General features: G+C 58.2%; 22 protein-coding genes and 1 pseudogene. 8 read left to right on the top strand and 15 right to left on the bottom strand.

The genetic code is table 11. The annotated features are described in order from the left end of the window. Positions 1 to 21: 21 nt before the first annotated feature. From ACMGFG_RS19595 to ACMGFG_RS19580, 4 genes are all read right to left on the bottom strand, one after another. Positions 22 to 1,029: an aldo/keto reductase gene (locus ACMGFG_RS19595; RefSeq protein ID WP_436932001.1), complete on the bottom strand. Its 1,008-nt coding sequence runs from the start codon at positions 1,027 to 1,029 to the stop codon at positions 22 to 24. 145 nt (positions 1,030 to 1,174) lie between these two features. Continuing rightward, positions 1,175 to 2,026 (bottom strand): aldo/keto reductase, encoded by an 852-nt coding sequence (locus ACMGFG_RS19590; protein ID WP_436932000.1) that lies wholly within the window; start codon positions 2,024 to 2,026, stop codon positions 1,175 to 1,177. A 51-nt stretch (positions 2,027 to 2,077) separates the two neighbouring features. After that, the gene (locus ACMGFG_RS19585; RefSeq protein ID WP_436931999.1) at positions 2,078 to 2,755 is read right to left on the bottom strand and encodes a helix-turn-helix domain-containing protein; all 678 of its coding nucleotides are present in this window, start codon (positions 2,753 to 2,755) and stop codon (positions 2,078 to 2,080) included. A 379-nt stretch (positions 2,756 to 3,134) separates the two neighbouring features. Continuing rightward, on the bottom strand, positions 3,135 to 3,464 hold the full coding sequence (locus tag ACMGFG_RS19580; protein WP_436931998.1) for a DUF7344 domain-containing protein: 330 nt from the start codon (positions 3,462 to 3,464) through the stop codon (positions 3,135 to 3,137). Between the two features lie 395 nt (positions 3,465 to 3,859). On the opposite strand from ACMGFG_RS19580, the gene ACMGFG_RS19575 reads away from it, so the two are divergent. Together ACMGFG_RS19575 and ACMGFG_RS19570 are read left to right on the top strand one after the other, a co-directional pair. Beyond that, positions 3,860 to 4,306, top strand: coding sequence for a hypothetical protein (locus ACMGFG_RS19575; RefSeq protein WP_436931997.1), 447 nt, complete (start codon positions 3,860 to 3,862; stop codon positions 4,304 to 4,306). Positions 4,307 to 4,508: 202 nt separating this feature from the next. Then, on the top strand, positions 4,509 to 4,859 hold the full coding sequence (locus tag ACMGFG_RS19570) for a hypothetical protein (RefSeq protein WP_436931996.1): 351 nt from the start codon (positions 4,509 to 4,511) through the stop codon (positions 4,857 to 4,859). 479 nt (positions 4,860 to 5,338) lie between these two features. Here ACMGFG_RS19570 and ACMGFG_RS19565 read toward each other — a convergent pair whose 3' ends face one another. Together ACMGFG_RS19565 and ACMGFG_RS19560 are read right to left on the bottom strand one after the other, a co-directional pair. Next, complete coding sequence (locus ACMGFG_RS19565) at positions 5,339 to 6,142, bottom strand: DUF6036 family nucleotidyltransferase (RefSeq protein ID WP_436931995.1); 804 nt, start codon at positions 6,140 to 6,142, stop codon at positions 5,339 to 5,341. After that, complete coding sequence (locus ACMGFG_RS19560) at positions 6,139 to 7,065, bottom strand: helix-turn-helix transcriptional regulator (protein WP_436931994.1); 927 nt, start codon at positions 7,063 to 7,065, stop codon at positions 6,139 to 6,141. Before ACMGFG_RS19560 ends, ACMGFG_RS19565 begins: the two co-directional genes overlap by 4 nt. 137 nt (positions 7,066 to 7,202) lie before the next feature. On the opposite strand from ACMGFG_RS19560, the pseudogene ACMGFG_RS19555 reads away from it, so the two are divergent. Next, positions 7,203 to 7,454: pseudogene (locus tag ACMGFG_RS19555) on the top strand (hypothetical protein); the annotation flags it as partial. A 50-nt stretch (positions 7,455 to 7,504) separates the two neighbouring features. Here ACMGFG_RS19555 and ACMGFG_RS19550 read toward each other — a convergent pair. Then, positions 7,505 to 7,948 (bottom strand): hypothetical protein, encoded by a 444-nt coding sequence (locus tag ACMGFG_RS19550; RefSeq protein ID WP_436931993.1) that lies wholly within the window; start codon positions 7,946 to 7,948, stop codon positions 7,505 to 7,507. A gap of 106 nt (positions 7,949 to 8,054) precedes the next feature. Here ACMGFG_RS19550 and ACMGFG_RS19545 point away from each other — a divergent pair, with 106 nt between their 5' ends. Next, positions 8,055 to 8,414 (top strand): hypothetical protein, encoded by a 360-nt coding sequence (locus ACMGFG_RS19545; protein ID WP_436931992.1) that lies wholly within the window; start codon positions 8,055 to 8,057, stop codon positions 8,412 to 8,414. Continuing rightward, a complete protein-coding gene (locus ACMGFG_RS19540) occupies positions 8,414 to 9,040 on the top strand; it encodes a DUF8129 domain-containing protein (RefSeq protein ID WP_436931991.1) in 627 nt (208 codons plus the stop codon). Before ACMGFG_RS19545 ends, ACMGFG_RS19540 begins: the two co-directional genes overlap by 1 nt. Before the next feature lie 637 nt (positions 9,041 to 9,677). On the opposite strand, the gene ACMGFG_RS19535 is transcribed toward ACMGFG_RS19540, so the two are convergent. The 8 genes from ACMGFG_RS19535 to ACMGFG_RS19500 form a co-directional block, all read right to left on the bottom strand. Beyond that, the gene (locus ACMGFG_RS19535; RefSeq protein WP_436931990.1) at positions 9,678 to 10,097 is read right to left on the bottom strand and encodes a DUF8160 family protein; all 420 of its coding nucleotides are present in this window, start codon (positions 10,095 to 10,097) and stop codon (positions 9,678 to 9,680) included. Continuing rightward, on the bottom strand, positions 10,094 to 10,891 hold the full coding sequence (locus ACMGFG_RS19530) for a ParA family protein (RefSeq protein ID WP_436931989.1): 798 nt from the start codon (positions 10,889 to 10,891) through the stop codon (positions 10,094 to 10,096). Before ACMGFG_RS19530 ends, ACMGFG_RS19535 begins: the two co-directional genes overlap by 4 nt. A gap of 421 nt (positions 10,892 to 11,312) precedes the next feature. Continuing rightward, positions 11,313 to 12,446: a tyrosine-type recombinase/integrase gene (locus ACMGFG_RS19525; RefSeq protein WP_436931988.1), complete on the bottom strand. Its 1,134-nt coding sequence runs from the start codon at positions 12,444 to 12,446 to the stop codon at positions 11,313 to 11,315. A 361-nt stretch (positions 12,447 to 12,807) separates the two neighbouring features. Further along, on the bottom strand, positions 12,808 to 14,205 hold the full coding sequence (locus ACMGFG_RS19520; protein WP_436931987.1) for a transposase: 1,398 nt from the start codon (positions 14,203 to 14,205) through the stop codon (positions 12,808 to 12,810). Positions 14,206 to 14,565: 360 nt separating this feature from the next. After that, positions 14,566 to 15,474, bottom strand: a complete 909-nt coding sequence (locus ACMGFG_RS19515) for a cation diffusion facilitator family transporter (RefSeq protein WP_436931986.1) — start codon at positions 15,472 to 15,474, stop codon at positions 14,566 to 14,568. Positions 15,475 to 15,970: 496 nt separating this feature from the next. After that, complete coding sequence (locus tag ACMGFG_RS19510) at positions 15,971 to 17,299, bottom strand: AI-2E family transporter (RefSeq protein ID WP_436931985.1); 1,329 nt, start codon at positions 17,297 to 17,299, stop codon at positions 15,971 to 15,973. Between the two features lie 127 nt (positions 17,300 to 17,426). Then, positions 17,427 to 18,185 carry a mechanosensitive ion channel family protein gene (locus ACMGFG_RS19505; protein ID WP_436931984.1) on the bottom strand — a complete coding sequence of 253 codons (759 nt, stop codon included), beginning with the start codon at positions 18,183 to 18,185 and terminating at the stop codon, positions 17,427 to 17,429. Between the two features lie 362 nt (positions 18,186 to 18,547). Further along, complete coding sequence (locus tag ACMGFG_RS19500; RefSeq protein WP_436931983.1) at positions 18,548 to 19,876, bottom strand: metallophosphoesterase; 1,329 nt, start codon at positions 19,874 to 19,876, stop codon at positions 18,548 to 18,550. A gap of 570 nt (positions 19,877 to 20,446) precedes the next feature. Here ACMGFG_RS19500 and ACMGFG_RS19495 point away from each other — a divergent pair. From ACMGFG_RS19495 to ACMGFG_RS19485, 3 genes are all read left to right on the top strand, one after another. Further along, entirely contained in the window at positions 20,447 to 20,917 is a 471-nt protein-coding gene (locus ACMGFG_RS19495; RefSeq protein WP_436931982.1) for a DUF1269 domain-containing protein, read from the top strand. 299 nt (positions 20,918 to 21,216) lie between these two features. Continuing rightward, positions 21,217 to 22,875, top strand: a complete 1,659-nt coding sequence (locus tag ACMGFG_RS19490; RefSeq protein WP_436931981.1) for an MFS transporter — start codon at positions 21,217 to 21,219, stop codon at positions 22,873 to 22,875. 61 nt (positions 22,876 to 22,936) lie between these two features. Continuing rightward, positions 22,937 to 23,821 (top strand): mechanosensitive ion channel family protein, encoded by an 885-nt coding sequence (locus tag ACMGFG_RS19485; RefSeq protein ID WP_436931980.1) that lies wholly within the window; start codon positions 22,937 to 22,939, stop codon positions 23,819 to 23,821. Positions 23,822 to 24,127: the final 306 nt, after the last annotated feature.

Raw genomic sequence — 24,127 nt, 5'->3', positions numbered from 1 at the left:
TTAAATGCGCCAGGGCTCTCGTCACTCGTGACCGGCGATCGGCACTGGTTCGTACGGTTCTTCGAGGTATTCGAGGTCCGAGTCCGACAGGTCGATCTCCAGCGCCTCTACTGCGTCCTCCAGATGCTCGACGCTCGTGGTCCCGACAATGGGCGCGTCGACCGCATCTTGGTGCAGGACCCACGCGAGCGCGATCTGTGCCATCGTGACGCCCTTCTCGGCGGCGAGTTCCTCAACGCGCTCGTTTATTTCCTCGCCCCCGCCGGACCGAAAGATCTCATGGCGCTCCTGGTTGGAGTCGGCCTCTTCGCGCGAGCGCTCCGTTGTGGCGAACTCTTCGTGGGGGCGGGTTAGGAACCCGCGTGCGAGGGGGCTCCACGGGATCGAACCGATCCCCTCGCGCTCGCACAGCGGCAGCATCTCGCGTTCCTCCTCGCGATAGACGAGGTTGTAGTGGTTCTGCATGGTCACGAATCGCTCCTGTCCAAGGCGGTCGCTTGCGCGTAACGCCGCCTGGAACTGGTGGGCCCACATCGAGGAGGCACCGATGTAGCGGACCTGGTTGCGCCGGACCGCGTCGTCCAGCGCGCCCAGCGTCTCCTCGATGGGCGTGTCGTCGTCCCAGCGGTGGATCTGGTACAGATCGACGGTATCCATGCCGAGTCGGTCGAGGGAGTTCTCCAGTTCCTGCTCGATGGTCTTCCGGGAGAGTCCGGACGCGTTCGCGCGGGGATCGTCCTCCTCGGAGAAGAGGTTCGTAGGAAAGAACACCTTCGTAGCGACGACCTGTTCGTCGCGGTCGTACTCCCCGAGCACGTCACCGAGGATCCGCTCGGACTCGCCCATCGAGTAGGCGTTCGCGGTGTCGAAAAAGTTGATACCGAGGTCGATCGCCCGCTCGATGATCTCGCGACTCTCCTCTTCCTCTAGGATCCATTCATGTACCTCGTTTTCCGTCCCGAAACTCATGCCGCCGAGACAGATCTTCGAAACTTTCATCCCGGTCGATCCGAGCGTCGTGTACTCCATGTGCATTCGGAGAGAAGGCGGGCGACCCCATGGATTCGACGCTATCTGGAAAACGTGTTTATGTACTCTCGCATGCGCCCGGAAAAACATTCTGTGGCGTTCAGGGCCAGGAGAGGACGTTCTTGGGGGTGTCGGAATTATCGTCTCAGGTCTCTCGCTCCATCCCACACAGCCGTTCCACCATCTCGGGGTCGCGATGGTCGAAAAAGAGGCTCTCGCCCTCGTCCAGCGTCGCGATGGTATCCATCTCGTCGGCGGTGAGTTCGAAGTCGAAGATGTCGAAGTTCTCGTGGATACGGTCCGCGTGGACGGATTTGGGGATGGCAACTACTTCGCGCTGGACGAGCCACCGGAGCACCACTTGCGCTGCGGACTTGTCGTAGCGGTCGCCGATCTCGGTCAGCACGTCGTGCTCGAAGATGTCGTTCTGCCCTTCAGCGAACGGCCCCCACGACTGGTGCTGGACGTCGTACTCCGCTAAGAACTCGGCGTCCTCGGTCCGCTGGTAGAACGGATGGGTCTCGATCTGGTCGACCGCCGGGACGACGTCGTTGTGGGCGACGAGATCGACCAGTCGGTCGGGGTGGAAGTTACTGACCCCGATTGCCCTGATCGCACCGTCGTCGTAGAGGTCCTCCATGGCTCGCCAGGTGCCGTGGACGTCACCGAAGGGCTGGTGGATCAGGAAGAGGTCCACGTAGTCCAGCCCCAGTCGCTCACGCGACCGCTCGAAGGCCTCTTTCGTGGATTCGTAGCCGGCGTCATCGATCCAAAGTTTGGTGGTGACGAACACCTCCTCTCTCGGCACGCCGCTGTTCTCGATCGCCTCGCCGACGGCTGCCTCGTTGCCGTAGGCGGCCGCTGTGTCGATCAGTCGGTATCCCGTCTGAAGAGCTTCGGAGACGCTCCGCTCGCACTCGTCGTGGTCGTCGATCTGGTACGTCCCGAAGCCGAGTAGCGGCATCTCCACGCCGTTGTTGAGTTCGATTGTTTCCATGTTATTTTAGTCCGTCAAATACGTGTGGGCCGCGATACGAAGAAAAACACGTTATCTGGAAAGGGTGTTTAAGTGCGCATCGGACCCGAGTGCGGTCGTCAGTAGCTGTCGTTCGGCGCGGCGGAGTAGGTCGGATGTCGCGGGTTGGGAGATTCCTAATTCCTCGGCGAGTTCTTCGGTCGAGACCTGGCGGGGGCTCTCGTAGTAGCCGCGGGCGAGGGCGAGCGTCAGAGCCTCCTGCTGGCGGTCGGTCAAGCCGTACTCCGAGTCGTCACTATCAGCCCCGGACTCGGGCGACACCGAAAACAGCTCGAACCCGATGTCGTACTCTTGACACCGTTGCTGAAAGTCGGCGAATCCCTCGAAGGTCCGGAACACCTTCGTCTCGTGCCAGCCCTCGGAGGTGATAGTCGTCGGTTCGATCTGGGCGGCGTCGACCTGCTCGGGAGCGAACGCCTCCGAGATCCGGTCGTGGAGTTCGACCGTGAGCTGGAAAACAACCTCGCCGTTCGCCTGACCGAGGTGGGTCGTCTCGACGACCTCGTCAAGCGCCTCGAGGTCAGCCTCCGAGACATCGTCGTCTGGGTCGAACTTGACGGTATAGATCCGCGATTCGCGTTCCAGACAAAGCCCATGGACGCATTCGATCTCATTCGGTTCGAGTGTCTGAGGGATACTAACGAGCGGTAGCAACGGCGAACTAATAACGAATTCAGTCGTGATCGGCATGACGTGAGGATTTGCCCCGATTGTAGTTAAGTCCCTCAGGATAGAAATCATCGCGATAGTGGCGTGTAGAACTACTCTTTCGCAGATCCTCCAGTGTGGTGTTCGCAGCCGCACTGAACAGGTGATTTACCCTCGAAAGTCCTGAAAATCAACAACCTTGAGGACTGTTCTATGCTGTCTGCTGGGCTGTGTATCCGCGCTGTCTCTGTCGGTTTGTATCCCCCGAGACGATGCGGGAGAGATCTGCTCACCTCCCGTCTGTCGCTGTTCCCCAGAACGACGGCTTCGAAGTCCAGAGCGTGTCATAGAAACGTTCGCAAACCCCGTAGTGGTTATTGATGAACGGTCCGTACAGGACAAGGAGAGAACAGTGGTCGAATTACAACCAGTCAGCAGGGAGTTCATCTTCGTGGTTATCCAGTAGTTCAAGCAGTGGCCTGATTTCATCGAAGTTTGGCCCCTTCATCACTTCGTGTGTGTCCTCGTTCCATTCAATAAACCCGTAGTCGGCCAGCTTCGGCAAGTGAACGTGTTGCATCGAGACGAGACGTTCGACGGCATCAGATTCGCTTTCAGAGTCAGCGATAACGACTGGTGTATCATCTTGTGGATTATGCTCTAACAACGCAACTAATAGTTTCCGTCGCTGGACGTGAGCCAGCGTATCCACCATATCATCAAATGAGATTGTTACCGACGTATTCTTCATGTCTCTACATCGGTGGGAACACGGATAACATACTAACAATTTCACACTGCATAGACGTTTGATTAACCGAGTAACAAGGGCAAACAGCAGTTACTCTGCTTCAACCGGGCATGTCATAGACTCGTTCATGGGGTGCTTTTTTCACCTGACACTGGATTAAAATATCCACTCAGCAGATATGCGAGTGTAACGGAACGGGTGAACCCCTGGGTTGTTGGAGGCTGAACGAGACTCACAAACGGGGGAGAAAGTGTCATTGACAGAACAAACACGGAGTCGGCCCCCACTTTCCGTGGTTCCCTGTTTCGGACCGCTCGGTATCGCCTGTCCCTGCACTGGGTGGCACTTGATCGTCACGACGGGGTTTGCGAACGTTTCTATGACACGCTGAGTCCATGGCATCAGAAAAAGGCAAACAGTCAGAAGTCAGTAGTACCGCCCACTCGTTCTCAGTGCACCACCAAGCAGTCTTTTCCGACTCCGGGACTGCCCACGATGATGGGGACGAACGCACCTCAATCGACGAGAACGGCTTCCTCGAACTCGATGATACCCCTTTCGAGACAACGCTGTTCGATCACGGAGTGGACATCGATACGAGGGACCGGACCCCTCGTATCGAAACAGGCGGGAGTGACGAGCTCGTCGACGATCGTCCCGTCTCTGCCGTTCGCGAACGGTTAGGAGGAGATAGTCAGGACTCTGACGACCTCTCTCAGCAGGGGATGCTCTTCGCCAGTACAGATGCTGACCAGCGAACGCTTGACGGTGAGCAAGCGAGTGATCGTTTCATGTTCGGCCATCGGCGACAGCGGGATCGAACCGACGAGCAGGAGCACTAATCACGCTTTACGCCTAGTTGGACCAAACCGGAAATTGTGACTCTTTTTACCCTTGTTGGCCCATTTAAAATGTGATTGGCTTCTGCAACCGTGATGTATACAGAGCGCAAAACCGGTCAGAGAGTAAGTTCATGTGGGCAGGTGGAAAATTCGCTAAGTGCAGGCGAAATACCTATTTCTCACAGCAATATATTCTGACAAGATGCCAGGTATGGACCACGGTCTCGAACGAGGTTTCGGGATCATTGTCGAGACCGTCGTTGTTGCCCTTCTGATTAGTGAGCTCGTTCCTTTACTGGTTGAACAAGGTATGCTCCCATCAGGTGTCTTCTGGTGGGTGATTCCTGTTTCAATCGTAAGCGCGGTAATGACTGTAGATGCGTCCAGATACTGGTCGTTCGGCTACCTGGCAGGCGTCTGTATCGGAATCTATCTCGCTATCCCAATCTTCCTTGAAGCAGGATTACTGAGTACACTTGACATTCTGATTTACGGAGGTCTCGCACTTGCGGCAGTTGGCCTCCGAGTCAAGATTCATAGTTCGGGATTCTGACTAGCTCCCTGTCCAGTAGTTGCATAAACCCGGCTGATTCTTCCCTCGCGATGAATCGGACCACGCTAATCGCTCTCTTTTCTCTTCTTGCGACAGACTTTCTCATCGGCATTCCAACAGCTTCTGGTTTCGCCGAGTCCCTCCCTCGGCCGTGTTTAGACGCCGAAATTCGAGCGTTTACATGGTACTACGACGATCGTCGTCGTGGCCAGTCATCGAAACTGTCTCGTCGTCGCAGAAACTCGACGAGCTCGGTGCCAATTCCGGCCAGCTGATCTGCGATAGGCTCGATTCGATCAGCCGCTGTGGGTGATACTCGGCGTTCTGTCCAGAGTTGTCGCCAGGGGTTTGCACTCTTAGCCACTCTCGGTAGCGTCTAAACAAGGCCCTCCAAATCCGTACTTGCCACTTGCTCTCGGAGGTCGTATTCGTCGACAGAACCGGGATTGAGTACACTCTGAGAAGGGGTGGAGACCAGACTACTCCACCGGAATGACTGTGTCATCTTCTTGTCGAACCCGGTCGAATTCGGCAAGATAGGCGACCCTGTCTCGGACCTCCTCGATGTCCACTCCAAGCTCCGCGGCCAGTTCGTCGACGGTCATCGGTTCATCGAGTGCCTGGAGGACTTCGAGCCCCCGGTAGTACCTATTCGTGAGCTCCTGGACGCGGGCCTCGATGGGCGTGGTCACTCCGTATCGCTCCTCGAGTTCGACCAACGCCTCGTTCGCGAACGTGGCGAACTGATCGTCCCCCAGGCGTTCGATCTGGGCTTCGAGTTCTTCACCGACGACATCGTAATCGAGGCCGACCTGCACGAGCATATTCATGTCCTCGATGTCGTCGTCGCGGCCTGCGATCGCCTTGAACAGGAAGATATCCTCGTTGCTGACCAGCCGGACCGCCAGTCGATCCGTGTCGAGGAACGGCTCGCTGCGCTTTTGCATCCCGTCGGTGAGCACGAGCTTGTTCGCGACCTGCTGGTTGAAGATGTCGAGGCGACACCCATCGTCGTTTTCGACGCAGCTCGTCGCCCCCAGCGCCCGGTAATCTGGATCCAGCGATTGTACCTCCGCATACCCGAGGTCCATCAGGACGGCCCACAACTGCCCGTATGCGTCGCCATCCGGGACGACCAGGTCGATATCTTTCGTCGCCCCCTTGACGTCGCGCAGCGACATCGCGCCACCACCGATCAGATAGACCGTGAGCGGTTCAGATAGCCCGTCCCCGATTCGCTGGAATTCGTTCTCGATGTACTCGCGTCCGAATGTTGGTCTCATTGTGGTAGTGGCACCTCGTAGTCAGCCGCCAGTTCCTGAAACTCGTCCCACTCCGGGAGCCGGTCGTCGTCGACCTCGCCGTGCGTCTCGAGGTAGCGCAGCAAGGCGTCGATTTCGTCTTCGAGGCCATACTTCGCCCCCTGCTCTCGGAGATCCTCCTCGTCGACGTCAACGTGGCTGAGTAGAAGGAGACAGTACGAGCGGTGGCGGCTGCCGTCGTCGATTAACAGTGTGTGACAGCAGAGCTCCGCCGGCGAGACTGCGTCGAGGTCCTCGGAATAGACGTAGTAGCGGTGGCCGGTGAGCAGAAACTGGAGGTCGAAGGCCGCGAATCGAGCGAGGCCTGTTTGGTGGAACGGCTCCGCGTCGATCTCCGTCTCGGTCTGGGTGAGGAATTCGTCGTAGTCCTCCCAGAGAATCGTCCCCTTCGGGGCGACGGCTTCGAGGCGTTGACGATGCAGATGGTGTGCGAGTTCACGGGCGAACTCGTGGAGGCGGTCGAAGTCAGCGTTGAAGTCATAATGGCCGTCGGCCGTCCCGACGAGCCCACGGTCGCGAAAACGCTTGAGGACGCGGTTGACCGTGTTGCGGTAGTTGTCGCTCCGGCCGGCGATCTCGGAGACAGTTCGCGGCTGGTCGAGGTAGTACAGCACCTCGAGTGCCTTGCCGGTCAGCAGCTCGGGGAAGTCGATGTGGGAGTGCTGACGGACGAGGTCCTGATAGAGTTCGACGGCGCGAGCATCTGACGGGATGACTCGTTTTCGCCGCCCGTCGCGTTCCGTGTAGACGAGTCCCTTCTCGACGAGGTCGGCGACGGCACGAGAGAGGTAGCTCTCGCTGTGGTCGAGCTTCGTCGCGAGTTCGGAGATCGTGTCGCCGCGGTCGACCGTGGCGAGGACCTCGAGTTCGATACGCCGGAGCACGGTGTAACACAGTACGAAACTTGTATATAAAGAAGTTTCGAGTAGTGTTACAGTCAGGGGAATAGGAGCCAGACCTATCAGCTTAACGACTAAAACGATGGGTTATCGATATGTGTTGGTGAACACGAGAGCAGTCGATGTCCTACGAACCCCCGATCCCACCGGTGAATTTCCCAACAGAGATTGTCAATATGCTTAACGAGTCGAAACCGGAGCGTCTTCTCGAGGTCGCCAGTTACGCCGGGGAACTGGCTGAATACAAGGAACGCGAAGCCCGTCTTGAAGAGAGTTCGGACAAAAAGGAGGTTGAGAAAGAGCCCGACGATTTTCCCGACGACATCCCCTCGAAAGCGACGATCACGATCAAGGAGATCAACCAGAATTGCTACTCAGTCTGTCTGTAGTGAGGGGGTTAAAGAATAAGTCTACTATACGAGTTCTACGCTTTTCCCGCATATATTGAGACAGGAGTCCCCTTGCTGTTTCTCGTCTTCAGGTAGCGATAAGGGCCATGGGGGCAACCATCACACCCCGGCCCGCAGGGGATTTTTCTAACCTCGACGGTCCCATACCTCCGCAATTCTTCGTCGCTGAGCTCTTTCATATCCTCTTTCGATAACTGTTCGACCTCTTCTTGCGCTTCGCGCCGTTCTTCTGGAGACTGGTCTTTCTGGGGTTTCTTCTCGACAGTCGTTCCTTCTGTGTCGTCTCCGTCTTCGGCGACCGGTCTCGTCTTATGCTCGATCAGCTCTTCACAGTAGGCGATAATCTGGTCTAACGCCCCGACGTTCTGCGCTTGGAGTGGCTCAACGACCCAGTTTGCGAGATCATCTGGGGGCTCAGGTGGCATGTCACCCGTAGAGTCCGAGTCATCAGTGGTCATCGTTCTTCCTACGCTACGGTATGAACGTAGTCATCATAGTAGTAGCGTAGGAGACAGCTGATTCCCGCCGGTTTGTCTCCCCCCGAGAACGGCGAGGGTTCTACACATGAATACCGATACAGCAGCCTCACACCCGATTGAGACACTTTCGGGGATGGAGATGGAGGCTGCCGTAGCCGACGTCCGTCGCGTGCAGCATCTGAGCGCAATCGTCCTTGAGTCCCTAGGTCCAGACCCCGATCGTGAGACACTGGTGCGCGAGGTGCTGGTCGAACTATACGAAGCTCATCCAGCCGTTCGGTTGGAGGACAGCCTCGAGCTCGTCCATCTCATAGAGTGTCCCGCCGGTTGTTCAACGAACACCGCGATTCGCACAGTCATCGAGGAGGCGTGTGAATATCTCGTCGAATGGGGGCGTCTCGGTCACCATCAATTCGCGAGGCGGGCATCTCCTTCTGACAGCTAATGGCACACGATCAATCGGTCTTGGAGGATCTACCGCCCGAAAAGCTCCTCGCCGCAACGTCACTCTGCGTAATCACGCCAGCAATCCAGATGATGGACCAGGTGGAAACCCTCGAACGTTATCTGGAGTACGAGCGCGACCATCGGGATCGACCAGCAGTCGTCCGTGAACTCTCAAACCGGATCTCCGAATTACAGACGGCAAACGGAAAGAGTGGAGCTGACGATGAAGAATGCTCAGGGACTGATTCGAGAGAGATGGAACGTCTACCCGGGGGATCTCTTCGAGCTGACCGATCACGCGGTGGGTTAGATTTTGCGTGGCTCAAGAACGACTCCAGGAGACGAGAAGAGCGTGCACAGTCACAGGAAATGGACGTCGCGCTATATAAGCAAGGAGGTATCTACGAAGTACGCTCCGAGTCTGGCGGCGTTTACATGGTGGATGTCCTTGAGAAGGAATGTTCCTGCCCAGACTCGGTCGATGTCGGCGGCTGTAAGCATTATCGGAGGGTTCGTACGGATATCCTCGCCGGGCTCGTCCCTCGACCAGATGGAAAACTTCCCGAGACGACGAGCGGCAAACGGAAAAACGAACTATCCGGTGGAGGTATCCAGGCCATCTGAGTTACCCAGGCAGCAACTGTTAAACTGCAGGCCCTCAATGCCTTACTCTCTCGCCAATATGAACGACTCCGTCTCGGCAAGGAGCAGCTGGATTTCGAGTTCTTGGTCGATCTACCCCAGGAACTGAACATCGAACATGACTCTTCTGAGGAGTCGTAGACTGAGGGAGGGTCTTCGCTATTCGTGTCGGTATAGTGAACATGGATACACCGCTTTCCGGGGCACCCACATGGCGTGCTTGCACTCCTCCAAAAGTGCGTACACGTAACACCCTCCAATGGCTTTGAAGTGACTGCTGTCACTATCACATGTGAGCGCCCTTACCGGGCCGTGTAACCAGTTCGGGTATTCCATAAGATTATGACTCACTTAGCCTTTGGCCTCCCATTCTCACTCCATAATTGGCTACTCGTTTTTAAATGGACTATTTCCACCCATCTCATACTAACTGTCAAAACACGGTCATGGATGGTTGCGGGATAACACCTTGAAGATCCACCCCTCAGTTACCAGCGTTCAATATTCATGGCCGTTGCGACCAGTCTCGCAATCCGAGTGCGATGGCTCTGACTCTTCTAGGGTCTCGAACTCATACTCCAATACTGGGGCCTGTCGGACAAGGATTAGAACTTCGACGTTATCCGTCGCGCTGGTCTATGACGATTTCTTCGAGATTGTCGTTCTCGAGCCCTGCTTTGAGGAGACCCTCGTAGAAGTGCTTATGTTTCTCAAGGGGCTCCTCGCCATCTATCATCAGCTGGCCGTTGATCTTGTTGAATCGCTCTTCAACTCTGTCAACGAGTTCTTCGCTGACATAGAGGGCTGTATGTGGTCGATTTCGGCGGGTGTCCTCATTCGATCCCTCGGAATCGTCGGTCTTGACTGTCTGTTCGGATTGGTCCGTCTGCGCTGTGTTATCCGTATTATCCGACTTGTCCGTACTATCCAGACTATCCGGCTCATCCACTTGCTCTTCTGGCGTCTCCTCCTCAGAATCAGCATCGTCTGGATCCGGCGGGTCGAATCGGTCCATCATCGGGTTATCTTCGCCGCTCATAGGAACTCCTCCAGGTAGTTCGCAATGCGATTGTAGGAAGCCATGACGTCATTCTGAGCGTCTTCATCCCATGGGTAGCCCGCTTCGTCGGGGTTATACTGGAAGATGGACGTTCGGAACTCTATCGCGTGCTCGACGACGTCTCGCTCTGGGACTTTAAACACATAGTCTTCACCGAAGGTTTCGAAGAACCAGTCTTCTACCTCGCGTGCGACGTTCCCTTGAGACGGCACTTCGTTCAATACGGCGCCCATCGTCTTGATGTCGTACTGGTCGAATTTCGTTTCGATTGTATCGATCTCATCAAAGAGGATCTCGAGACTGTCCCTTGCAATCGTGTTCGGATGGCTGGGGAAGAGGACATTCTCGCTTGCTATGAGCGCACCATCTGATAGCGGCCCCAGGTTAGGTGGACTATCGATTAAGATGAGATCGTATTCTGTATCCAGCCGGTCTACTGCCTTCCTTAGAGCCTCGTGGCCCCCCGCTTCGGAGTAGAGGTACTTCTCGAGGTTGAAGTTCTTCAGGTGGGATGGGATGATGTCGAATTCATCGGTTTCTACGATGAGTTGATCCAGGTCATCGTACGTGAGCTGGCCCATATCACTCAGTATGTCGAAAAGGGCATGCTCTGAACTACGATACTCATCCCTCAAGCCCATCTTAAGTGTCGCGCCCCCCTGCGGGTCGGCATCGACGACGAGCACGTCGTGACCTCGATCGCTCAATGCACCGGCTATATTGATCGTTGTCGTCGATTTTCCGACCCCGCCTTTCTGCATCGCGATTGTCACTCGGAATGTCATGGATTATCCGGTTTAGATGGATTATCCGGGTTATCCATCTTACCTTCACTATCCATCTGGTACGCCTTTGCCAATAAAGCCTTGTCAGACGAAGGGGCTCGACCAGCTCGGATAATATGGATAATATGGGTTCTCTGAATTATATTGGTTACATATATTGTAGAGATAATCTGTATAATATGGGCTATCCGAATTGGCCGGACAACCTCTAAACGGCGTCTAACTCATGTTCTCCGAATTTTCCGGATTGCATAGAGAAGATGGGTGTGGTGGATAGTCTGGATAATACGTGTTATATGGAAATTAGGGATAATCTGGATAATGTGGATTGCAGGGGCCGTATGGGTTATCCCAACTATCTGCGTTATGTCTCTGGTGCGGATTATACTGGAATATATCCGGTACCGTATTACTTGTCTAGTAATTGCTCTAGACGTTTGCGGCGCTCAATGACGTTCTGTTCGCGGTAGGACTCGTGTGTGGTCTCGATGGACTCGTGTCGGAGCGTTTCCTGTGCCAGCTCGGCATCCTGGGCGTAGAGATCACTGCCGAAACCTCTGCGCCCTCCGTGCGGCTTCAGATACTCGCCGTCGATATGAATCTCAGCGCCCTCACAGAGTCGCTTCATCATGGAACGGGCACCGTTCTTCGAAAGCGCCGGTGGCGCGATCTCGTGCTCTCGGAGGAGTTCCATAGAGGTCGCCTCAACCACGACAGACTCGATGTCATCTTCATCCCAGCCGCGCCGTTTAAGCCCGGTTTCGACGGCATCCGCGAGTGAAGGGTGGTGGCGAGTCGGAAACACCGGCCAGTCCACGGTCGGGGGGTTGAGAACAGTTCGGTACCGCTTCAGGCTATCGACTACTTGGTCGGTCAGGGGAATGGGCTGCTGTTCGCGGGTCTTCCCGAAGACCTCGGCGACGCCACGGTCGAGATCCACATCGCGCCACTGGAGTCCGTCACGGTGTTCGTCGCGCGGGTCGTTGAACAGTTCGGCGCCGCGAGCGCCGGTGAGAGCGAGCATCGTCACGATTGCTCGGTCCCGAAAGGCTCGCTCTCGAACGTCGGCTGATTCGTCGAGTGCGGCGTGAGCCCGTTCGTTCACGAAACCGAGCAGTTCTTCGCGGGCCTCGGCGGACCAGAACTGGCGGTCGTGATCACCGTGGTGTTCAGGGAGTTCCTGTTTCACCCTGTTTGGACGAGCTGGGTTAGAATCGAGACGCTCGTCGTCGACGCACCAGCCGAGGAAGGCTCGGACGATGGTGAAGTACGGGCCGTTCGCGTGAGCTGAGGCCGCCGAGAGGTCGTCTTCGTCGTCGTGGACTCGTTCGCGGAGCCACTGGGCGTATCGGCGGCAGTCGAGGACGTCCAGCCCTTCGAGGGTCGTCACGCCGCGGTGGTTCTCTAGGTACTCGGCGAACGTACACAGGACGAGTCTGTTGTTCGCGCGGTAGTTCCCGGAGTCGAGGCTGGCGAGTCGCGCGTCGATCGCGGCCTTGATGTCGGTCTCGGCTCCTGAACCCCCAGTCTCGGCGGTCGTCATCGGTTCGGATGCGGAGACGGCGGCCATCCACTAATACTTACTGTGTCTTTGTGTTCTAAGACATAGTAAACTGGATATCCTACTATTCACCAGAATTCGGTATTTTGAGGGCCTGAAAACCCGAAACCCGAAGTGATAAACTATATCTCGCTATACGATTTCCAGTGGTTTGGAAGTTGAGACTACACCGGGTTTAGCGGGGCTGTAATGCGTGGTTTCGGGCGATTTTTTGAGGCGAATCTACTCCAGATCTTCTCTCGATGGTCTTCTCGTGTTGTACTACCAACTAGACCTGTGAATTTCCAAGAATCCCGACAGCGTTGCCACTCAGGAATCCGCATTGCCCGGACAGAGTACCGCCCTATCCAATTCCAGTCTCCTTCTTCAGCAGCGTCAGCGTATTGTCGGCCGTCACAATGGGGGAGTGCTCGTATTCACCGGTCAACTCGACTTGGACGAGTAGATCAACCGCTCGCCAGATCGAGTACAAGAGACACGCGAAAGCGAAGTAGAAGAACCGCAGTCCGAAATTCGTCGACGTCGTCGCGGCCATGAATCGCTTGATCGACCGATAGCCACTCTCAATCTCCCACCGGTAGCCGTACTCACTGAGAAAACCGCCACCCCGGTTGGACATGAACACCGAGTACTGTCGATAGTCGTCGTGCTCAGAGTTCTCTTTGCGTCGGTAGATCAGCGTCGTCTCATGCCACTCGTTCTTCCCGAGATGGAGTTTCCGATCGGTCTCGTACCGGTCTTGATGGCGCTGGAGCAACCGCTTGGCCTGGGCTTTCTCGCTCGTCTGCATCCGCTTCGGCACGACGTACGACAGTCCACGCTGGCTGATCATCTCCAGGACGTGCTGACTATCGAACTCCCGATCCATCAGGACGTTATCGACGTGAACGAGGTCCTCAGCGGAGTCAAGTAGATCTTCAACGATTTCCTTACGTGACTCGCCTTTCCGTACCGGGCGGGCATCAAGGACGAGCGGGACTGCGTTACCGACCAACTGGACCGTGGCCCACTGGTAGGCGTACTCGTCATTCTTCTCCTTCGTCCCGATAATCTCGTCCTCGTGGCCGGTTCGGTCGCCCGTGAAGGGATCGTCCTCGGTGATGTCGATGGCGACAATACCCGCCCGGAAGAACTCCTCCGTTTCTGCGAGCTCGTCGGTGAGCTGTCGAATCCCCTGTCGGTACATCTCGCGGATTTGCTCGATGGAGAGATCGCGAATCTGCTCGCGATGGCCGTGTCCGAGTGGTGTTCGATCACGCGTCGACTCATGAATGAAGCTGCGAGCGCCCTCGTTGGCCGCCAAGTTCTCACGGAGCCCCAAGTAGGTCTGTAAGCCCCAGTAGGCGTTCTCAGGAATCTCACAGCCCTCGCCACGGTTGAGCGAGAACGCGGGGAACACGACGCGACTGACGTGCTTTGTAATCGTCTCTGCCTTGTCAAGGATGGCCTGGTCGTCAGGGTCCGATTCAGTAGCGTCGCCGCCTCGATCCGGGAGGTTTCGCTCTGGGTCGCGTGGTACAGCGACACCCGCGTTCTGCGCTTTAATCAAGATTATTCGAGCCGCTTCCTGAACAGTCTCGAGAAGATCTCGCGTGAAGCGCTCGTTCCAAGTGCGCCACAGTGTCGATTGATCCGGAACCGTCCCCAACTCGAGGCGTTCACAAAGTTCGGGGTGGCTATCGAGGTACTCGACGAGAGATGTTTCGTGCGTCCAACCGTGGAGTTCCTTCAGCACGAACACACGAAAGAGGGTATCCATCTCGTAGCGTGTCGACCTTCCGTAGCGATCATGGGCCTCGAACCTGAAGTAGGCTATCGGAAGTTCGCAGACGAACTGTTCGAGTGAGTCATGATCTGGATGCGTAAACCAGACACTCGAGACGACTCGAACGTCCGATTCTAATCCACCAAGCGAGGTACGATCGTATAGCGGCGTCGAGTAATATTTGGGCCACTCAATGTGCTGCCGGCGTGCGATCCGGCGAAAAACACTACGCTGGGGTTTACTGGTCCCAGTCACTACGAGATCGTGGCTGCGATATGGGAAGAGCCAATCTAACTGCCCAACAGAAGGACTGTAGTTTGCAGTATCGAGAACAGCTCATGCGGGCGAAGTTGCCGAATCATCAGCGTCTTTCCATTCGCCGAGTCCAGCGGGATCAAGATGGACGTGGACGTCTGAAACTGATTCGACCTCACGGACACGTTGGCGAAGATCTGATTCGAGATCGTGTGCCTCAACCACAGTTAGATTTTTGTCTACTTCAGCATGGAACTCGACCTCGACCATGTGCCCGGAGTAGTACGCAACGAAATCGTGAATCCCGTGAACGGCAGCGTGCTCTCGAATCTGCTGTTTGATTTCTTCCTGTTCTGATTCGGGTGGTGCACTATCAGCAAGGTACTGAATATTCTCACGAGAGATGTCTACGCCTTGGTGGATGACGAGCAGACTCACAATGCCGCCCGCAATCGCGTCAAAAATTGGGTAGCCGACAGCCATACCCAGAACACCCACAAGCGCTGCACCGGTGGTATAGAGATCATTGAGGCTGTCAGCGGCAAGCGCTCGAAGACTTGGTAACTGGAGTTCTTGGTTTTTGTATTGCGTATACCAGTAACAGAGATACATATCACCTAGTGCGAACAGGAGTCCAAGTACGAGCCAGATACTGTACTCGGCAGAGACTCCAGTAAGAATCGAGTGACCTGAATCGTACAACAGTTTGAGTCCGAGAAGAACGAGGACGCCGCCAACGAAGAGCGCAGAGAGAGGTTCGAACCGATTGTGTCCATGTGGATGTGAGTCGTCAGCATCGTCGAAAGCGGATCGGCCCCAGACCAAGACGACACCGCTTGCGAGAAGGTCAGCGACGGAGTGCGCTGCGTCAGCGGTGAGTGCGAGGCTCCCCGTAAGCAGTCCGAGTGCGCCCTCGACACCGATTTTCAGGGCATTTAATAGCACATTGGCCCAAGAGACTTTGAGAAAGGCCACGCGTGAGTCCGACATAGTATGTCGATACTGCTACTCCCCCATAAGAGGCCTCATTAGTTGCGTATAATCGAGTTTTTGATTCAATCTAAACTTTGTTCAGCGGCACTGAGGGTGGTCGGCTAACAAAGATGCCCATCACACGACTGTGGCTACGTATGCATTGAGAAAAGCGGTCTCAACTACTGTTACAATCCAATAGTTGAGACTGGCCCTCCCAATGCATCGGCCGCAGAGCGAGCATGATTGCTGAGACTGTTTCTTTTCAATCGATGATCTCAACTCGAACTCAGCCACCCACGGAGCGGAGCCGCTACTCGCGAGAAAAAACAGAGTCCCTCTCCACCACAGCCGATCCCACCGCAATAATCCCGCCTACCCACCGAGGACCCGGAGCAACGACTGGGACGGTGAGTGATGCGCTCTCTCGAGAGATGTTCGAGACGGCGTCGGACTCGACAGCCGGGGACGCCGCGGAGTCCCGACACGGAGAGACGCAGCCACTGCACATCGACTACTCGCCCTTGCTCGACTTTGTCTCGTCGGCAATGCCGGGCGGTCGTCGGTCCGCGCAGGTGTCCCTGGGTCGTTCGTCGATTGCCTCGTCCGTCGAGGTGGTCTCCACTGGTTCCGTACCCTCTTCTGGCGGGTGGGGGGCAGACGGGGACGCAACTGAAGTCCGCTCGGAGTCGAGCAGCCACGGGAAGATTATCCGTCCGAACTCGAACGTCATGACGAACAGGAGCGGCGCCAAGAAAATTCCGTACCAACCGAACAGAAGCGGACCGATAGTGTATGCGAGCATCACGGCGCCGACGTGGAGTGTCCGTCCGCTGACGTAGGGCCGGAGCAGTTGGTCGGGAATGTAGTCCACGACGACGAACGAGACCAAGAAGAACACGACGGGGAACCAGAGAGCCTGAGGGTCGAGCCAGAGCGCGCGTCCGAGAAGGTACGCGCCCACAGGCCAGGTCACGATCTTGATGCCGATGACTGGAATGAGGCTTGCAACTCCCACGAGCAGACCGAGGAAGGCCGCCTCGGGGATCCGAGTCACCTGGGGGGCGACGACGTTGAGGAGCGAGTAAACCGTCGCCGCGAGCACCCCGGTCAACAGGGCGTTCAGGATATTTCCGAAATAGACGTTGTGGAGGTCGGCGTCGACTGTCGTGAAGTACGTCTCAAGTACCCCGCCGTCCTCGACGAACGTATCGCGTGCCCAGCGACTGATACGGTAGTCGTCCCGCAGGAGATAGAACACCAGGATGAGAACGATGAATCCGTGGATTCCCGCGTTGAACGCCACTCCGACCGACGAAAGCACCGAATCCGCGATCTCTCCCAGAGCCGGTCCGAACTGAATGTCGGCGAGTCGGGCAGGGTCTGCGACCACCGCTTCGAGATACTGCCCGAAATCAGCGAGCAGAGCGGTGATATCGAGGTATGGTTGCACGAGCGTCTCGAACTCTCCAAAGACGTCCGACTCCAGCAGGTCCGTCAGCGACCCGATGAGGATCGCGAACGCCCAGCCGATGATGAACAGTAGCGGTAATACCGCCGTCAGCAACGTGACGGCGACGGCGATGGTCCGTGACTGGAGACGGGTGTTGATGCGTCGGAACACCGGGCGCGTGACGTAGTAGATGAACAGTCCCATCACGACAGTGCCGACGAACCTCCACCCGACGTACAGGAGCCCGGCGACCGTCGCGATAGCGACGAGCCAGAGGACCGCGCGACCGGGATCGGACGGGATCCATCTCAACGTCGGCTCAAACTGTTCGACGGACGATGCGTTCGACGGGGCCGTTGCGTTCGGATCGTTCGGTGGATCTTCGGGCATTATATACTGCTAATACGGACAGTGGTCGGTGATAGGTGAGCGAAGACACGAGTTCGTCCGGTCGGCGAACGTCTTACGCCCCGACTTTGGACCAATCCCGAAGACGTTCGGGACGGTGTCGTTGAATTCAGTCGAGTGATTCCTCGCCACCATCGGTTTGGCCAATCGGGGACGGTTGGGTGTCGGGCGAGCGTCCGGGGAGCCAGTCACCGATGTTGGCGGCGACGTAGTCTCGGCCGCCGAGGCCGAACGCGATACCGACGGCGAGAGCGACGCCGGCAGCCAGGCCCCAGGCCGCGGCCTGTGCGAACGTATTGAGGATCTGCACGTCGACCCCCATCGTGCCCAGCCCGATAACGATTGCAACGAAGTACAGGAACACACGCATTCCATCGGCGAAGATGTCAGTGTAGCTGGTCTCCGTGATCGTTTTCGTGTGCGCGACGACGTCGGCCAGGAAGTCAGCGAGCACGAATCCGAGGACGATGACGAGCGCACCGGCGACGAATGCCGGCAGGTACGAGACGGCAACCGCGATCCACTCCGAGAGGAGTTCGACCGCGAGGGCGTCGGCCGCCGCGAGTATCGCCAGTGCGTACACGAAATATGCGCCGACGCGACCGATACTTCGCGAGACCGCTTTCTCAGTCCCACCCAGCGCACCGCCGAGCGGCGTTTTCATAACAAGTCGATCGACCTCGGTCCGGTCGGCGACGCGTCGGACGCCTCCGCCGACGAGGCGACCGATGACCCAACCGATGAGCAGAATGACTACTGCGCCGAGGAGCTGGGGCAGGAAGTTGATGACCCCCGCGATGGCCTCTTGGAGATAGTCTGGAACGCCCGGGGCATCGATCTGCAACACGAGGGTATTTGTGAATCCCATAGCCGTGACTTGGAGTTATAACTATATTGTTACTAACATCCTGTTTTTGGTAATTGTACAGAATTTTGTATTTACCGAACAGATACAGTATCCCGTTTTTGCAGAGACTATGCATTGTCAGGTACTGTCGAATCATCGTTCGGCCACAGAACTCGCTCTCAAGTGCGTTGGACGGACTATTCGGCTAGTAGACTAGAGGACATTCCGGCCCCCTGGAGACGTTCCTGATCGTTGTGTCACTGATTGTTCCGGTTTCGCGCAGATGAATATAGCTCCTCAATCTCTTATAGAATTATTTGTCAGATCGTGGTTCTTTCCATCGGGTATGGGGACCGGATTCACGAGGGGCATCGAAGCGCCACTCACTCCGTGACCTCCGACTCGTCCAGTTGCGAACCCCGCTCCCGGGGCCGGTTCACCACCGTCTTGTCGGGGAGTTCTCGTTGTCGTCGCAGCGATCGGGTGAGCAGCTGCTGGAGCCACGTCTCGTCGTCCGGATCCGGTTTCTCGATTATCTCGTACTCGACGAGGACGTCGCCGTCGTCGGCCGCGGAGAGACGGAAGTAGTTGAGCTGGTAGGAGGCGTAGTAGACCGGTGGGAGAACCCCGAGGAGCGGGTCGACTCGATGGAGGCGTTTCAGCCACGTCCCAGTGTTGATGACGAGTCGACCGTCGACTTCGGTCGCCGACGGCCGGTGCGTGTGCCCGTAGACGTACACGGCGACCCTCGGTTCGGACGCGAACACGTCTCTGGCCCGGTCGAGGTATTTCTCGACGGGTTCCCGGTCAGTTGGCGATCGGACGAGGCCGAACCGCCTGAGTGTCTTTCGCGCATCCCACACGAACACGGCGAGCGGGATGGAAATCGCCAGCAACAGCACGATGATGACCAGATTTCCGGCGAGAACGAGTTCGACCAGTTGCCCGGCCGGCCCGAAGAAGCCGAGTAGTTCCTCGACCAGGGTGAGTGGTAGCGACCACACGTCGAACCAGTCGAGCGCGAATATCGCGACGTACAGCAGACCCACGTTGAACAGGAGGAGGAACGGCACGACCGAGAACCGCAGCCACGAACTCATCTCCCGATAGAAGTAGTTCGAGATTAGCCAGTCGGGGATCTCGGTCATTGGCGTCACGGCCTGGATATCCTTCAGCCAGTTGTACTTCCCACGACCGGAGAGCTGCCCCGCGCGACTCGTTATCTGTCGGTTCACGAAGTAGCCCGGTGGGTTCGCATACGGATTCCCGAAGTCGGGGATCCGGTTGTTCGGATCCTCTTGCATGCCGTGTTCGACGTGAACGACCGAATCACCGACTGTCCGCTCGATCGACACCTCCTGCTCCAGTGTGACATTGTACTCCGCCAGTCGCTCCACGTACTCCGGGTAGGCCGCGAGTTCGTAGTCGTGGTTCCCCGGGATGAGCGTGATCGGTATCTCCCGGCCAGTCACTTCGAGTTGCTCGAACAGTTCGGGGTAGCGGTCGAGGAGCGCGTCGAACTTTGCCGGCCCCTCGACCTCCGTGAACTCCCAGAGCCCGAACGCGTCGCCGTTGATTATCAGTTCGGCGTCCTCGTCGCTGTGTTCGAGATCCTCGAGAAACGCGAGCAGTTCGTCGAGGAAATCCACCTGCTGGAGCTGCTCGTCCCCGCCGACGTGGAGGTCGCTGATGAAGTAGTACACGTCGGCCATATCGCTACTCGCTGCCCTGGTTTCTGGAGTCACAGCCCCTCGATTCGACCTGGTCGGTTACGATCCGTGTCTCTCCGGCGCGTCGAACGACCGGTCGCATCGGTTCGAACCGCATTGTGGCCGCCAGATACCGACCACCGAGGTGGATGACGTCGTGACGGCAATGCGGCCGGTGACATCCTCGGAGACAACGGTCTCGCGTCCCCGTCGTGTCGAAGGTCGATCTCCCGGACGCGGACATGCCGATGTCTGAGGGGTGTCGGATATAGTTATTACTACGTTACGCAAGCGGTGATCGAACCATCGGTGAGAAAGCTCGGCATATACGAGCGGGCGTCCGAGGAGTCCGCGCCGAAACCAGCACACAGCGAAATAGTCTTCCCCCCGAGTCGGTGCTCCTCTTTGTCGACATTCCGAGACCACGGAGATCGGATCGATTCCCTTCTCGGATCCTACTGCAGGACGCGCGGGGAGGTAAGCAAACCTTTCGTTCTAACGACTGTCTCTAACTAAGTCCTCTGACAGTGTAGTAGGGGTGTGAGTTCACTTGTTGTACTCAGATTCGGCGACATGGACGGCGCTGAAGCCATGCGCGACAGGATGTACGACCTCCAGAAACGAGAGTTGATCACCATTGCGGACGCGGCGGTCGTCAAACGTAACAAGAAGGGAAAGGCCAAAGTCAAGCAAGCCCGCAGTCTCGTCGGTGCGGGAGCACTGGGCGGTGCCTTCTGGGGCATGCTCATCGGGTTGCTGTTCTTCGCTCCGTGGCTCGGGCTGCTCGCCGGCGCCACCGCCGGCGCGCTCTCGGGGAAACTCGGTGATATCGGCATCGACGACGACTTTATCAAGGAGGTGCGGGACGCGATCGAGCCCGGAAACTCCGCTCTGTTCCTGCTGACCCAGGGCGGCAACCTCGACCGCATCAAGGAGGAACTGTCGGACTTCGAGTACGACTTCGAGATCATGGACACGAACCTCTCCCCGGAAGACGACGAGCGCCTCCGTGAGACCTTCGCCGCGGAAGAAGTCGCCGGGTAAATCGCTGACACGTAGCCCCACTGCATGCTCGGTCCCCGGACGGAACCCGGTTCCATTTCCCCGTTCCTGACGACCGCAGCCTCGACTGCTCACACTCATATGCCTCGAACCGCCTCGCCGATCCTCGAGAGAAGCCGCTCGTTCGCTCCTGGCTCCATCGAGGACCACGCCACCGCAAGGCACGACCACCCCTTTGTCGCCCGCATCGGATGGAGCAACTCACGAGTGGGACGCAGCCACGGGGGAGACCGACAGCGAGATCGAGGACGCGAGCGATCGGCCCGCTCGGGAACGTTCCGATGAGCACCGGATCGAGCGACTCCCGGGACGGAGTCGATGCCCCGGACCGACAGCAGGGGACGCTGGCATACTGGGGGCCGGCTATCGCGGTGAGCTTATCGATGTTCATCGCGGTCATCGACTCGACCCTGATGAACGTCGCCATCCCGGCTATCGTGTCGGACCTGAACACCACCGTCCCCGTCATCCAGGGCGCGATCGCGGTCTACTCGCTCGTGATGGCGGCACTGATGCTCCCCGGCGGAAAGCTCCCGTCAATTTACGGCGTTCGGCGGCTCATGCAGGTGACGCTCGTCGTCTACGCCGCCGGGTCGCTGCTGGCGGCCGTCGCCTGGAATCCCGCCGTCCTGTACTTCGGCTGGTCGTTCGTCGAAGGAGCTGCGGCCGCCGTGTTGATGCCGCTGACGTTCACCGTCCTCATCGTCACCTACGATGGGAAAGACCGCGCGAGGGCCCTCGGGGTGCTGGCGGGCGTGAGCGCGGCGGGCGCGGCCGTCGGGCCGATATTCGGTGGGGCGTTGACGACGTTCGCGAGCTGGCGGTGGGGATTCGCCCTCGAGGCGGTCGTCGTCGCCGTCGCGCTGGTGTTCGTTCGCTACGTGAGCGCCGCCCCGCTGACGTCCGATCCCGACCCGCTCGACGTCGGGGGGACCGTGCTCTCCGTCGTCGGCGCGACGTCACTCGTCGTCGGCTTCCTCCTCGCCGGCAAGTTCGGGTGGCTGGTCGCGACGCGCCCGTTCGTCGCCTTCGGCGTCCAGTTCAATCCCTTCGGGACGTCGCCGGCGCTGTGGACCATCGGCCTGGGCCTGCTCGCGTTCGCCGCGTTCGTCCAGTACGAGTACCGCCTCGAGCGGGCAGGCCGCTCGCCGCTCGTCCCGATGGGTATGCTCTCGAACCGCACCTTCACCGCAGGCTCGCTGACCTTCGGCGCCCGGGCGCTCGTCATGGCCGGGTTCATCTTCATCGTCCCGGTGTACCTTCAGTCCGGCCTCGGCTACACCGCCTTCGAGGCCGGGGTCGCGATGCTTCCGTTCTCCGTCGGGACGCTCCTCGTCTCGACGTTCACCACCGGCTGGCGGGCGTACGTGGCGCCGAAGACCCTCGTCCAGGTCGGGGCTGTGCTGATGGGCGTCGGCCTCCTGTTGCTGTTCCAGGACACGAGCCCGGACCAGACGGTGCGGAGCATGGCCGTCCCGATGGCGGTCGTCGGCGTCGGCATCGGGCTCATGACACCGCAGCTCGTCAACTCGACGCTGTCGGCGGTCCCCCAGGCGAACTCCTCGGAGGCCTCGGGCGTCATGAACGCGACTGGGATGCTCGCGTACGCGCTCGGGACGGCCATCGTTGGCGCCTTCCTGCTCGGGCAGTTCTACCGTGGCGTGATAGATGGCACGTTCCGGGCGACGGACGTCGCAGTGTCGGTGCCCCGACGCGACGAACTCGCCCTGGCACTCCAACAGGCCGCAGAGACGGCGACCGAGGCGACCCGACAGGCGTTCCTCGCCGGGTTGACCCCTGCAGAGCGGGCACTGCTCGACGGGGTCTTCGAGGCCGCATTCGTCGGTGCCCAGCGCGCGACGTTGCTACTCCTCGTCGTATTCGCGGCTCTCACGCTCGTGGTTTCGGCGTTCTTACCACGCAATTCCGGGAATGCATGAAGCGCCGCCCGCTCGTACGCTGTTACTTACTTAGCGCCAGCGGCCCTACCCATTAGCTGGTATGTTACCATTGCAGCAGGGGCCAGCGATCGACTTCCAGCAGTACGTCCCGGCACTCATCGATACGATAACGACGATCCTGACGTTCACCATCGTGTTCTTCGTCGTCTACCGGATCGGGCGATCTGTCTCGGTTCGGGCAGTAGAGAACAGCCTGCATCGTCGGGGCTTCGACGAGACGCTCATCGGATTCGCCTTGAGTATGACCGTCATCGTGACGACTGTGTTCGCAATCGCGATCGCTGCAACGATAGCAGGTTTCGGGACCGTACTCGCCGCGTTTGCAACCCTGGGTGGTGCGATCACGCTCGCGGTCGGTTTCGCCGCACAGGACCTCATCGCCAACTTCGTCGCCGGTGTGTTCATCATCCAGGACAAACCGTTCGCAGTCGGCGACTGGATCGAGTGGGACGGGAAGGACGGCGTCGTTCGAGAGATCAAGATGCGGGTGACGAAGCTGGACACGTTCGACAACGAACTGGTGACGGTGCCGAACAGCGACCTCGCCAACGCGGCAGTCGTCAACAACGTCGCGAACGATCGACGCCGAGTGTCGGTCGGGTTCGGCATCGGATACGACGACGACATCGACCAGGCACGGGACGCCATCGTCGAGGAGGGCGCTCGTATCGACGGCGCCCTCGCAGACCCGGAACCGACAGCCCCCGTCACGGACCTGGGCGACTCGGCGGTCGTTCTCTCCGGACGAATCTGGATCGACCCGTCGGAGCGTAGCTACGCGGTGATCCGTTCGCAGTTTGTTGAAGCGGTCAAGGAGCGCTTCGACGCCGAGGGAATCGACATTCCGTATCACAATACGGAACTCTCGGGGGGTATCGAGGTCACGAACGCCTCTCCCGTAGAGGAAGCTGCGACTGGAGACTGACTGAGGGCTGTTTCAACACATCCGTTGTGGGTTCATCGCACTATGACCGGGTAGATAGGTCGAAATCACTCGCGGGATTACAGCCAGCGTTCGCCGCGGTATGCTCGACCGGCGGTCATCGGTACTCACCCTCCCGGTGGCCCAGGCCTCGTGATCGCGCCGAGGGCTGGCGGGGTCAGGAATCCGACGGTCGGCGCGGTACCTGGACCGCGTCCGTATCCCTGATTGCTCGTGCTCGCGCCCCCGGTTGGTCGGGGCCCGACGTACATCGGCTTTCGCGCTCTCGGCGGGCCTGCTCGTATATGT

This window comes from Halosimplex halobium (genome assembly GCF_051414055.1).
In the GTDB taxonomy this organism is placed as follows: Archaea; Halobacteriota; Halobacteria; order Halobacteriales; family Haloarculaceae; genus Halosimplex; species Halosimplex halobium.
The sequence above is the reverse complement of the archived record's forward strand: the minus strand, read 5'-3'. Positions and strand labels throughout refer to the sequence as shown.